Source organism: Alteromonas gracilis, assembly GCF_036870955.2.
GTDB lineage: Bacteria > Pseudomonadota > Gammaproteobacteria > Enterobacterales > Alteromonadaceae > Alteromonas > Alteromonas gracilis_A.
In genome coordinates this window covers 1,818,396-1,831,025 of record NZ_CP145482.2, presented here as the reverse complement: position 1 = coordinate 1,831,025, position 12,630 = coordinate 1,818,396, and the positions used below count along the sequence as shown (strand labels likewise).

Here is a 12,630-nt window from a genome sequence, read left to right as displayed (position 1 = left end):
CTTAACTAGCGAAAGATGCTTGCTTGTATACAAAAGTAAACACCCTAAAGTGTGACAACTTTCCGTCAACACCATGAAAAATTGACGTTAGTAAAATGTTACTTTACCTTAACGTAAATTGTAATTAACGTTAACGTAAACCTGTACTATGACAGTGTCAACAAAACACTACGTATTAGTGCACCACAATTGAATAGCACGTTAGTGCTATAAACGTAGTTACATAACCCACTTTTTAAAAGAAAAGTGAGGTAGCAAGAAAGCGCTTAAAAACAAGGTACATGTAATGAACAAGTACGACGACGAAACGACTTACGCCATTGGCGAGCTTGCTCGCGAATTCGACATAACACCTCGCTCTATTCGTTTTTACGAAGAGCAAGGCTTAATGTCACCATCGAGAACCGGACAAAACCGCGTTTATTTGAATAAAGATCGAGTGAGACTCAAGCTTATTCTCCGCGGCAAGCGCCTTGGTTTTTCGCTGGCTGAAGTCAAAACCTTGTTCGACATGTACGACAGCAACCCTAATTCGGCTGTTCAGTTAGAAGCCATGTTGGAAATGACTGAGCAAAAACGTGCCGTGCTGCGTCAACAACTTGAAGATATCCAAATGCTGATGACGGAACTTGATGATGTTGAAGCACGTTGCCGCGAAGAACTCGCAGAACTCAAACGAGGAAAAATTGCATGAATACCGCTTACCCTACTCTAAACTTTGGCCTTGGCGAAGACATCGACATGTTGCGCGATCAGGTGTATCAGTTTGCGCAAAACGAAATTGCACCATTGGCCGAAAAAGCAGATGCCGACAATCAGTTTCCAAACGAGCTCTGGACCAAGCTGGGCGACATGGGTTTGCTTGGCGTCACGGTATCTGAACAATATGGTGGTTCAGACATGGGCTATCTTGCACATACCGTTGCAATGGAAGAAGTCAGTCGTGCTTCAGCGGGCATCGGTTTAAGCTACGGTGCGCACTCTAACCTTTGTGTGAACCAAATTTTCAAAAACGGTAACGACGCCCAGCGCGAAAAGTATTTGCCTAAACTGGTATCGGGTGAGCATATCGGTGCGTTAGCAATGAGTGAGCCAAACGCAGGTTCTGACGTTGTAAGCATGAAGCTAAGAGCGGAAAAGCGCGGCGATAAGTACATTTTAAACGGCAACAAAATGTGGATCACAAATGGTCCAGATGCACATACCTTTGTTATTTATGCGAAAACTGATGTTAACGCAGGTCCACGCGGCATAACTGCGTTTATCGTAGAACGTGACTTCCCAGGCTTCACCCGCGCGCAAAAGCTAGACAAACTTGGTATGCGCTCGTCGAACACTTGCGAACTGGTATTTGAAGATTGTGAAGTACCAGCTGAAAACGTTATCGGCAGCGAAGGCGAAGGCGTTCGCGTACTAATGAGCGGCCTAGACTACGAGCGTCTTGTGCTTTCTGGTGGCCCGCTAGGCATTATGCAGGCCTGTATGGATGTTGTTGTACCTTATATCCATGACCGTGAACAATTTGGTCAGTCAATTGGCCAATTCCAGCTGGTTCAGGGCAAAGTGGCAGACATGTACACCCAAATGAACGCGGCGCGCGCCTATGTTTATGCGGTAGCGAAATCATGTGATCGCGGTGAAACTACGCGAAAAGACGCCGCAGGCGCTATCCTTTACTCTGCCGAGCTAGCGACCAAAATGGCATTAGACGCTATTCAGCTACTGGGCGGTAACGGCTACATCAACGAATACTCTACCGGTCGCCTATTACGTGACGCTAAGCTTTACGAAATTGGTGCAGGTACATCTGAAATTCGCAGAATGCTTATCGGCCGAGAGCTGTTTAACGAATCAAAATAATAAAACCGTTAATCTCTCTTTTAGTACCAAACGACAACACAGCCTCTTAATGTAAGAGGCTGTCACACAAGGAGGGGTCATGCCCGTTCTTCGCTCTACGATTAATGTGAAATCAGAAACCTTTGTTGCCAATAGCGAAGCTATGCAGGCGCAAGTGGACGATCTTCTCGAAAAAATAAATCAAATTACACAAGGTGGTGGTGAAAAAGCCGCCGAACGCCATGTTTCTCGCGGCAAGCTATTACCTCGCGATCGTATCAATGCGCTGATAGATGAAGACACGCCATTTCTTGAAATTGGCCAACTTGCGGCATGGGAAGTGTACGAAGACTATGTACCCTGCGCAGGCGTAGTAGCCGGTATTGGTGTGGTCAATGGCGTTGAGTGCATGATTGTTGCGAACGACGCCACAGTTAAAGGTGGTACCTACTACCCTCTTACCGTTAAAAAGCACCTTCGCGCGCAAACCATTGCCGAACAAAACAATCTACCTTGTATCTACTTGGTAGACTCAGGCGGTGCTAACCTGCCTCGTCAAGACGATGTGTTTCCTGACCGTGAACACTTTGGCCGCATTTTCTTTAACCAAGCCAATATGTCAGCCAAAAACATTCCGCAAATAGCGGTCGTTATGGGGTCATGTACAGCAGGTGGTGCCTACGTACCAGCAATGGCAGATGAAAGCATTATTGTTAAAGAGCAAGCCACTATTTTCCTAGGCGGTCCACCTTTGGTAAAAGCCGCCACAGGTGAAGTGGTTACTGCTGAAGAGCTTGGTGGGGGCGATGTTCACACACGTATTTCAGGTGTTGCTGATCATTTAGCCAACAACGACCATCACGCGCTGTCGCTAGCGCGCAATGCCATTGGTAGATTGAATCGCAAAAAGCCTGAAACAGTAGACGTGGCCGACATCAAGCCACCACGTTACGACAGCAAAGAGATTTACGGCATTGTACCTGCTGATAGTAAGCAGACCTTTGAAGTTCGTGAAATCATTGCTCGTATCGTCGATGACTCTGATTTTGACGAATTTAAACCGCTTTACGGCACAACGCTGGTATGTGGTTTTGCACGTATCTTCGGCTATCCAGTGGGCATTGTTGCCAATAACGGCATTTTGTTTGGCGAAAGTGCATTAAAAGGCGCTCACTTTGTTGAGCTATGTGCGATGCGCAAAATTCCTCTTGTGTTTTTACAAAATATTACCGGCTTTATGGTAGGTAAACAGTACGAACATGGCGGTATTGCAAAGCACGGTGCAAAAATGGTGACAGCAGTAGCCTGTGCCAATGTACCAAAACTTACCGTATTAATTGGCGGTAGCTTTGGCGCAAGCAACTACGGCATGTGCGGCCGCGCTTACGATCCGCGCTTCCTGTTTATGTGGCCAAATGCACGTATCTCGGTAATGGGTGGCGAACAAGCCGCTGGCGTATTGGCACAAGTAAAACGCGACCAAAAAGAGCGTGCAGGCGAAACCTGGAGCGACGAAGAAGAAAAAGCATTTAAGCAATCGGTTATCGATACTTACGAAAAGCAAGGCCACCCGTATTACGCGTCAGCGCGCTTGTGGGATGACGGGGTTATTGACCCTGCCGATACACGTCTTGTATTGGGTCTGTCTTTATCTGCCGCACTTAACAAGCCAATTGAAGACACTCAATTCGGCATCTTCAGAATGTAGGAGCGATGAATATGGAACAAGCTGTAACCTACGTTGTTGATGAGCGTGATGTCGCCATCGTAACGTTGAATCGCCCAGAAAAGCACAATGCTTTTGACGATGAAATGATTACCGAATTAACCCGATTGTTTAAGCAAGCTGGTGAAGATACCAGAGTGCGTGCCCTTGTGCTGCAAGCCAAGGGGAAAAGCTTTAGTGCAGGCGCAGACCTTAACTGGATGAAAAAAATGGCAAGCTACACCCAAGCGCAAAACGAAAGTGATGCGATGGGCCTAGCGACCATGCTGCAAACACTGTACGCCTTGCCCAAACCAACTATCGCACGTGTGCAGGGCGCAGCGTTTGGTGGGGCGGTAGGCCTTATTGCCTGCTGTGACATTGCCATTGGCAGCAAGCTAAGCAAGTTTTGCTTAAGCGAAGTAAAAATTGGACTTATTCCAGCCACTATTAGCCCCTATGTTGTTGAAGCAATGGGCGCTCGTGTATGTCGCCGTTATTTCCAAACTGCCGAAGTGTTTTCCGCGCGTCGTGCAAGACGCTTAGGCCTGCTAAGTGAATCGGTAACCGAAGACGAATTAGATAGCACGATTGACGGCATTATCAGCGGTATCGTTAAAAATGGACCACAGGCTGTCGCGCAGTCAAAAGCACTAGTGCAATGGGTGGCGTCTCAGCCCATTAACGATGCGCTGCTGGGCGAAACCAGTAAACTGATTGCTCAAGTACGTACGTCTGAAGAAGGCCAAGAAGGTTTAGGTGCCTTTTTAGAGAAGCGTCGCGCTGCGTGGATAAAGCCAGCCGCACAGGACAAAGCGGGGTTGGAGAAATAAAGATGATTAATAAATTACTCATTGCTAACCGTGGCGAAATTGCCTGCCGCGTTATTAAAACAGCCAAACTGTTAGGCGTAAAAACAGTAGCGGTTTATTCAGATGCAGACACCCAAGCACGCCATGTAAAAATGGCCGACGAAGCCGTGTATTTGGGTGCTTCACCATCAAAAGAAAGCTATTTGCGCGGCGAACTGATTATTGAAAAAGCGAAGCAGCTAGGCGTAGATGCCATTCACCCTGGCTACGGTTTTTTATCAGAAAATGCCGATTTTGCTAACCTTTGCGCGAGCAACAACATCATTTTTGTTGGCCCTCCTGCTTCTGCCATTGAAGCCATGGGCTCTAAATCTGCGGCAAAGCATATTATGGAGAAAGCCGGCGTACCGCTTGTGCCGGGTTATCACGGTGATGATCAAGATGAAGCCGTGTTAAAAGCTGCCGCTGATGAGATGGGCTACCCGGTACTGCTTAAAGCAGCCGCAGGTGGTGGCGGTAAAGGTATGCGTCAGGTATGGAGTGAAAAAGAATTTTCACAAGCCCTTAGCGCCGCTAAGCGCGAGTCGATGGCAAGTTTTGGTGACGACCACATGCTGGTTGAAAAATACCTTACACGACCGCGCCACGTAGAAATTCAAGTGTTCTGTGACACCTTAGGTAATGGCGTTTACTTGTTTGAGCGCGACTGTTCGGTACAGCGTCGTCACCAGAAAATTATTGAAGAAGCCCCTGCCCCTAATATGTCGCAAGATATTCGCGAGAAAATGGGTGAAGCGGCCATTCTTGCTGCGAAAGCCATTAACTATGTTGGCGCAGGTACGGTTGAGTTCTTGCTAGATGAAGACGGCTCATTCTATTTCATGGAAATGAACACTCGTTTGCAGGTAGAGCACCCTGTGACAGAGATGATCACAAATGAAGACCTTGTTCAGTGGCAGCTTTCAATTGCTGAAGGTAAACCCATTCCCAAGCAGCAAGAAGAGCTTACGCTTACTAGCCATGCGTTTGAAGCACGTATCTATGCCGAAGATCCAAACAATGAGTTTTTACCTTCGACAGGTACGTTACACCTTCTACAACCGCCAACAGAAAGTGACGTAGTGCGCGTAGATACCGGTGTAGAACAAGGCGATGAAGTCAGCGTGTACTACGACCCTATGATTGCCAAATTGGTGGTATGGGGCGAGTCACGAGAAGTGGCGCTTAAACGCCTACTCCATGCGCTTGGGAACTATCATATTGAAGGCGTATCAACGAACATCGATTTTCTAAAACGCGTTGCTAGCAACCAAGCGTTTATCAACGCTGCGCTAACCACAACGTTTGTTGAAAAACACAATGACGACTTGTTTGCCCCTGCACCAGAAAACGCCCAATTTAATCGCGTGACATTACCTGCTATGGCGCTACTAGCCTTAACACATCGTCAGGCGATGCAAACCAAGCGCAACAACGCCAATAACAAACAGCTTTCTGTTTGGGGTTCAGCGGGAGCGTGGCGTGCAAACCTTACTCATCATGAAGTATTGCAGCTACAGGTAAACGGCGAAACGCTTGATATCAGCGTAAACCATACTGCTACCCAAGGTGAATTGGTATGGAACCTCATCATTAACGGTACTACGCATGTGGTTTCAGGAGAATTAACTGCACTAGATGCCAACAGCGCTCAACTTCACGGCGTTATCGACGGTTACAAGACAGTGTATAGCGTGTGCGAAAAAGACGGGCACTTCACGCTATTTAACAACGATACTCACGCTAGCTTTGATGTTGTTCTACCTTCACTGGGTGATGACAGCGATGCAGGTCACGACGCCAACTTTGATGCGCCAATGAACGGCACTATTGTTGCCCTATTGGTAGAGCCAGGCACGAAAGTAGAAAAAGGCCAGCCCATCCTGATCATGGAAGCCATGAAAATGGAGCACAGTATTGTTGCCCCTAAAGATGGCGTGGTTGACAGCTTTTACTTTAACGCTGGTGAACTGGTTGATGGTGGCGCAACGCTACTGGCCTTTACCGCCGATGGCGAAGAGGAGTAAATGCCATGGCATTCCCATCGCAAGTCAGTATTGTTGAAGTAGGTCCTCGCGATGGCCTACAAAACGAGAAGCAACTGGTAACCACGGCAGATAAGCTAACGCTAATCAGCATGTTAGGAGATGCGGGATTAACGCGTATCGAGGCAGGAAGTTTTGTGTCGCCCAAATGGGTGCCACAAATGGCCGATTCAGGTGATATTTTCAAACAATTAACCCGCAAGCAAGGTGTGCAGTACTCTGCCCTCACCCCTAACATGAAAGGCTTAGACGCTGCTCTTGAGTCGGGTGTTGAGGAAGTGGCCGTGTTTGGTGCGGCCTCTGAATCGTTTTCGCAAAAGAATATCAACTGTTCAATTAGCGAAAGCCTTAGCCGCTTTGAACCAGTTATTGAAAAGGCCAAGGCCCACAATATTCCTGTGCGCGGTTATGTGTCATGCGTAATGGGCTGCCCTTATGAGGGAAAAATAGCGCCAAAAGCCGTAGCCGAGGTATCTAAGACCCTGCTTGATATGGGCTGCTACGAGATATCGCTGGGCGACACCATAGGCACTGGTACACCCGGAGCAACGAAAGCCTTGATGGATGAAGTGTTGAACGCCATTCCAGTCTCTAAGGTTGCGGCACATTTTCACGACACCTACGGACAAGCGTTGGTTAACCTGTATTCGGCAATGGAATATGGCGTAGCAGTGATAGACTCAGCCGTGTCTGGTCTGGGCGGCTGCCCTTACGCCAAAGGCGCCAGTGGCAATGTGGCAACTGAAGATGTGGTGTACATGCTAAATGGTATGGGCATTACCTCTAACGTGGACATGGATAAACTGCTGGATACATCGCGCTTTGTACAAAGCGTGCTGGGCAGACCGCCGGTATCTAAGGTAGCAACGGCACTGCTTGCCAAATAGGTAAGCAAATGAGTGCGGATACCAGCCGAATATCCGGCCATTATCCGCTGTAAGCACGCCCAATACCAATATTAAAGCGCAGTATGGTTTTTACCTACTGCGCTTTATTTTTCTTTAGGCAAAATCAAGGTGGTCACAATTGCCAAGGCAATCATAGCTGCCATCACATACACCACAGAAAACGTCAGCACAGGCGTTAGGGCGGCATACAAGCTACCAAATGCCAACAAAATGAGCCCTATAGAGGTATTCGAGAAGCCCACCAGCTCTGTACGCTCATGCCCTTCTTTAACATCTAAGCTGTAGGTTTTTCGCCCTGTTCTGACACCTGCGTGGGCAATAGACAACACAAAAAATAGCGCGGCTGACAATACAAGCGACTCTGAGTTGCTAACGAGTAATCCAATACAGGCAACAAGCGCCATTGCCCCTGCAATTTGTAGGGTAAGCCTTGCGCTTTTATCAGCAACCTTTCCCCAAATTAATGAGGAAAGTAATGTGGCAAGCGCTTCAGCTGCAATGTAAATGGGCAATAAATTCGCTGCACTTTCCTCTTTTTGAATCATAAAGTACGGAGCAACCAGTGCCGAATGTACAAATAAGCCTCTTACAAATATAAATTTATAAACCGTGCTGTCGAAATTAACGCTAAACACGCTTGTATTACTATCGCTATCTTTCCCTACACTGACGTCGGTTTTTATTGGCCACATACATACAAGTGTAAGTGCGAACACGCTAGCGCTAAAACCTATAATGCCCATTAGCATGCGTTTATCCAACGCCTCGCTGACCAGAAGTAATGGCAAGGCAACTGCAAGCGTTGCCACTCCAGAAATTGTCGAGGCCATGCCAATTAAGTTTCCACGCTCGCCTTTTTCTGCAACGTCAGCCTCCATGTCCTTTACCGTTAGCGAACAAGCTGAGCGCCCCAAGCTTAACAGTACTAAAGCAATCAACACTATCGCGCCAGATACAGCGCTGTTAGTTGCGCCACTGCTTGACATAAAGAGTGCTAGTAAAATGCATGCCACAGACAGTGTTTGGATGATCATACCTGCACGCCACACGATGTGCCTTTTACTATGACCCCTAAGATAAAAACTTAATAGCGCTTGAGGCAGTAGCGCACCAGATTCGCGAATAGGCACAAGCCAGCCCACCATCCATGTAGGTGCACCAATCGAAAGCATAAGCGCGGGAAGTGTGGTCTTGGCAGAAATAAGAAGGTCAGCAAGCTTGTTTAACGACAAGCCTGCTATGAGTCGGTGTTTTTTGTTGCTAAGCAAGATAAGTACTGCCCAATACAGGTGTAATGTGTATTAGAACGGTTACATGTTCATACGCGATCATTTGTATTGGGCAACACGGCGTATTTAGCTTTTGTTTTCAACAATAGTTTTAAGGTTCTCTAGCCCCATTTCGAAATCAGGGCCAATTAAGTCGTCAATGAAAAGTACGAAGTAACGATTGACCGGATTATTATCTACCTCGCCCTCATCTCGCCATGTTACTTGAGTGCCATCACTTACTGCTTTCATTTCTACGGTCCCCGTAGACCCCATGTCAAAGTCAGGAAAATACAGGCTGTATAACACTCTTTTATTATGCTCAAGTTCAGTGATTTCCATTTCACCATCGCCTTCTGTGGCGCTTTTCCATTCAGAGCGCATGCCAATTGCTCGATCTGGCCCTGAGTAATCTAACACCATTTGTGGGTCACGTTTGAACCATACGCCCCACTTTTGCCATTCCCTTAAATCCACAACGTATGGATATACATCTGCTGGTGCAGCGTCGATAGTAATACTGCGCTCGACACTGTACTCTTTAGGAATAAAAAAGCTTGTTGCAACAAATAAGACGATCACTACGCCAACTATCACCAACAACTTTTTTAATGCACCCATGTGCGCCTCCATTAAAGTTTAGAACTCCAAATATAACATTTTATTAACAAAAGTCACTGGGAGCTTGGTTAAAATCGCCGCTCAAGTAATGCACAACCATATTTCTGACATAATCTGCATCTACCGTAGAGACCCAAGAAACAGTGTTAGTTTCAGCGTCGCTACGATAGGTTTGACCCGCATTTGGTGTAGATACGCCCACCTCAAGCGATGCGTTGGTAATTGTGCATCTGTCACTCGGTAATGCTAGTACACACGTAGAAAGAATATCCCACAAGAAATAGGTAAATTCATACGACGGAATGGCCGTAACTGTTGCCGCCCAAAATTGCCCGGCTAAATCTGATACCGGTGTTTGCGCTTGTGCTAGCTTTTCAAGAAACGACCAGTTGACTGGCAGCGCATTGGTTGCATCAAGGGGCACAAGCAGCACATCTAAGTCGCTATCAATCAATGTTTTCGTGGCATCGGGGTGCCAATATGCATTCCATTCGGCCGTTCCATTGTGATCATGCATAGCCACGTTGCCTTTTACATCAACAGCACCGCCCATCCACACAACGCGTTCAATGTTGTTTTTAACCGCATCACCTGTATGTTCATCGCTAATAGCAGCCGCCAAATTTGATGCAGGCCCAGTCATAAGAACCGTCACTTTGGATGCATGGTTAGCAATAAGCTCTTGCATCCAAATGTGCGCTGGTTTATCACTCACCGTAATATTTTGGCTAGAAGTACGAAGCATTAGTGGCATGGCATGGCACACTTTAGGTTGTGCTCGCCACTCAGGTGGAAACGGATTAGGCCCGGAAATATTGCCTACGCTGACAGGAATATGAGAATTCCCGGTTAAGTTGAGAATTTTTTTTGTACTGAGTAACGCATCATCAGGATAACAATCGGTAAGCGTAATACTTACGCCAATGACGTCGATCTGCGGCAATCGAAGCAACAAAAGAAGCGAAAGTAAGTCATCTATACCACCGTCGTGATCAAAAATAACCGCTTGGTTTGCTGACATAATGAAACAATCCTTTAAAAAGTTTTACCAAAAAATAACATTGAACAAAAATGACACTGTTATTCTAAATATTCTTGTGTAATATGAAGTTAGGTTATCACGAAGTCCTTGCGACTGTTGATGTTTGTGAGCCGTGATTATTGGATTAATTGTTCTCGCATCATCAACAAAGGGTCAATCATGTATAGCGCCGTCAATCGCTTACCTTACGTTTTCTTTCAATATTTCTAACGATACACCGTTGTCGCTTTATTACAGGAGTTTTTAGGAAATGGCAGATCAAAGTTCTCGTTACATCAGTAACCTTACACGCGATACCTATGCGCTAATACTCGCAGGCGGAAAAGGTTCTAGATTACACGAACTCACTAACTGGCGTGCCAAGCCAGCCCTCTATTTTGGTGGAAAATTTAGGATCATTGATTTCCCCCTGTCGAACTGCGTTAACTCGGGCATTCGCCGCATAGGCGTTGTTACGCAGTATAAATCGCACTCGCTTATACGACACCTTGTACGCGGTTGGGGTCATTTTAAGAAAGAACTCGGCGAATCGGTGGAAATTCTACCCGCATCACAGCGCTTTTCAGATAGCTGGTACGAAGGTACTGCTGATGCTGTTTTTCAGAACATAGACATCATCCGAGATGAACTGCCCAAATATGTCATGGTTTTATCGGGCGACCACATTTACCGCATGGACTACGGTGACATGTTGGCTAAGCACAAAGAATCTGGTGCTAAAATGACGGTTTCATGCATGTCTGTACCAATTGAAGAAGCCGCTGGCGCATTTGGCGTTATGTCTGTCGACGAGAATTATCGTATTAATGGCTTTGAAGAGAAACCTGCCTCGCCAGCTCCTCTGCCACACGACGACACGCGTTGCTTAGCGTCAATGGGGAACTACGTGTTTGATACAGAATTTTTGTTTGAACAACTCGCCAAAGACGCTGAAAAAATGGGTTCTCAGCGTGACTTTGGTAAAGACATTATTCCTTCAATTATTAAAGACCACCCGGTTTACGCCTACCCATTTGAACAAAGTGGCGGTGATAACGCGTATTGGCGTGATGTAGGGACGATAGATTCATTTTGGGAAGCCAACATGGAAATGGTTGCTCCCGTGCCTCAGCTAAACCTCTATGACAGAAAGTGGCCTATTTGGACATATCAAGAACAGCTTCCACCAGCAAAGTTTGTGTGGGAAGACCACGATAGACGCGGCGAAGCCATTAACTCGGTAGTATCTGGCGGATGTATTATTTCAGGGTCGACCTTGCGCTCATCAATATGCTTTTCAAACGTGCGTGTTCATTCGTATGGATTGATAGAAGATGCCGTTATATTGCCTGACGTTGAAATTAAACGTCACTGCAAATTGAAGCGCGTCATTATTGACCGTGGATGTGTGGTGCCTGAAGGCACCACAATAGGCTATGACCACGACCAGGACAGAGCACGAGGCTTCCGTGTTTCTGAAAAAGGCGTGGTGCTAGTCACCCGTGAAATGTTAGGCCAACCTGTTGGTGGCGTTAAAACATCAGCGCCAAAGATCTAACGCTGAGCGTTCCATTTCGTTAAGGTAGCAGTAACAAATGCTGCTACCTCTTCTGGGTGTTCTAATGGAAACATATGACCACCCTTCATTACTTTATGCTCGATATTATTGTGCTGCATTAATCGAGAATACATCTGCGGCTTACACACGTTACTTTTATCCCCTGTCACTAGCACCGCAGGACACTTCAGTTTGCCCTTATACTTGCCCAAATTATGCGGTATGTTGCGAAACAGTGCGGCCTCAACATCGGCGCGAAAGGTAAGTGATATGGCGTCACTCTCTTGTGCAGTAACTGCTTTTACATAATCGCGAACACAGCGTTTATCCATATCTCTGAACAATGCTTTACCGTGAAAATAGGCTTCCATATCAGTGTGCAATGGCCAACTGGTATTGCGAGTTTGCGCTAACTTAGCTGGCGTTAACTTGTTGATAAGCGGCGTATGTTTAGCAAACTTAAAAAAATGACTTAACGGGCCAACGACTAACGGTGGGTCAAACAGTATTAAGCCTCGAAACAACTCTGGCGCTTCGCATGCCGCCATGTAGGTGATTACAGCACCAAACGAATGACCAACGCCAAAAACGCCTCGTGGGTCGGTGTTTTCTTTCTCGATATGATGAATAAGTTCATTGACCTGATTACGCCAATTCCCGTTTACGGGCAATTGTGGGTCGTGCCCAAAGCGTTCTACATGAAGGCGATTAAATGTGTTTGGCATTGCTGAAAACATGGCATTGTAACAGCCAGCAGGAAACCCATTGGCATGGGCGAAATGAAAACTCAGATCAGAAGATGACACGTAAACCT

Annotated in this window: 11 protein-coding genes; 7 read left to right on the top strand and 4 right to left on the bottom strand. The window is 46.6% G+C overall.

The genetic code is table 11. The features are described 5' to 3' along the window. Nucleotides 1–286 precede the first annotated feature (286 nt). From V6N89_RS08925 to V6N89_RS08900, 6 genes are all read left to right on the top strand, one after another. Nucleotides 287–694, top strand: coding sequence for a MerR family transcriptional regulator (locus V6N89_RS08925; protein WP_159625046.1), 408 nt, complete (start codon nt 287–289; stop codon nt 692–694). Beyond that, nucleotides 691–1,860: an isovaleryl-CoA dehydrogenase gene (locus V6N89_RS08920; protein WP_346993667.1), complete on the top strand. Its 1,170-nt coding sequence runs from the start codon at nt 691–693 to the stop codon at nt 1,858–1,860. Before V6N89_RS08925 ends, V6N89_RS08920 begins: the two co-directional genes overlap by 4 nt. Nucleotides 1,861–1,939: 79 nt before the next feature. Continuing rightward, on the top strand, nt 1,940–3,547 hold the full coding sequence (locus V6N89_RS08915) for a carboxyl transferase domain-containing protein (RefSeq protein ID WP_346993666.1): 1,608 nt from the start codon (nt 1,940–1,942) through the stop codon (nt 3,545–3,547). Nucleotides 3,548–3,558: 11 nt separating this feature from the next. Then, entirely contained in the window at nt 3,559–4,377 is an 819-nt protein-coding gene (locus V6N89_RS08910) for an enoyl-CoA hydratase/isomerase family protein (protein ID WP_338517252.1), read from the top strand. 2 nt (nt 4,378–4,379) lie between these two features. Next, the gene (locus V6N89_RS08905; protein WP_346993665.1) at nt 4,380–6,422 is read left to right on the top strand and encodes an acetyl/propionyl/methylcrotonyl-CoA carboxylase subunit alpha; all 2,043 of its coding nucleotides are present in this window, start codon (nt 4,380–4,382) and stop codon (nt 6,420–6,422) included. A 5-nt stretch (nt 6,423–6,427) separates the two neighbouring features. Further along, a complete protein-coding gene (locus V6N89_RS08900) occupies nt 6,428–7,327 on the top strand; it encodes a hydroxymethylglutaryl-CoA lyase (protein ID WP_346993664.1) in 900 nt (299 codons plus the stop codon). A 104-nt stretch (nt 7,328–7,431) separates the two neighbouring features. On the opposite strand, the gene V6N89_RS08895 is transcribed toward V6N89_RS08900, so the two are convergent. The 3 genes from V6N89_RS08895 to V6N89_RS08885 form a co-directional block, all read right to left on the bottom strand. Beyond that, a complete protein-coding gene (locus V6N89_RS08895) occupies nt 7,432–8,616 on the bottom strand; it encodes an MFS transporter (RefSeq protein ID WP_338517251.1) in 1,185 nt (394 codons plus the stop codon). Nucleotides 8,617–8,703: 87 nt separating this feature from the next. Further along, nucleotides 8,704–9,237, bottom strand: a complete 534-nt coding sequence (locus V6N89_RS08890) for an SRPBCC family protein (RefSeq protein WP_338517250.1) — start codon at nt 9,235–9,237, stop codon at nt 8,704–8,706. Between the two features lie 43 nt (nt 9,238–9,280). Further along, complete coding sequence (locus V6N89_RS08885) at nt 9,281–10,258, bottom strand: nucleoside hydrolase (protein ID WP_346993663.1); 978 nt, start codon at nt 10,256–10,258, stop codon at nt 9,281–9,283. A gap of 271 nt (nt 10,259–10,529) precedes the next feature. Between V6N89_RS08885 and glgC the strand changes: the two genes are divergently transcribed. Then, nucleotides 10,530–11,816 carry a glucose-1-phosphate adenylyltransferase gene (gene glgC, locus V6N89_RS08880; protein ID WP_338517248.1) on the top strand — a complete coding sequence of 429 codons (1,287 nt, stop codon included), beginning with the start codon at nt 10,530–10,532 and terminating at the stop codon, nt 11,814–11,816. Here glgC and V6N89_RS08875 read toward each other — a convergent pair. Continuing rightward, a complete protein-coding gene (locus tag V6N89_RS08875) occupies nt 11,813–12,622 on the bottom strand; it encodes an alpha/beta fold hydrolase (protein WP_338517247.1) in 810 nt (269 codons plus the stop codon). The two genes, glgC and V6N89_RS08875, sit on opposite strands and share 4 nt — an antisense overlap. Nucleotides 12,623–12,630: the final 8 nt, after the last annotated feature.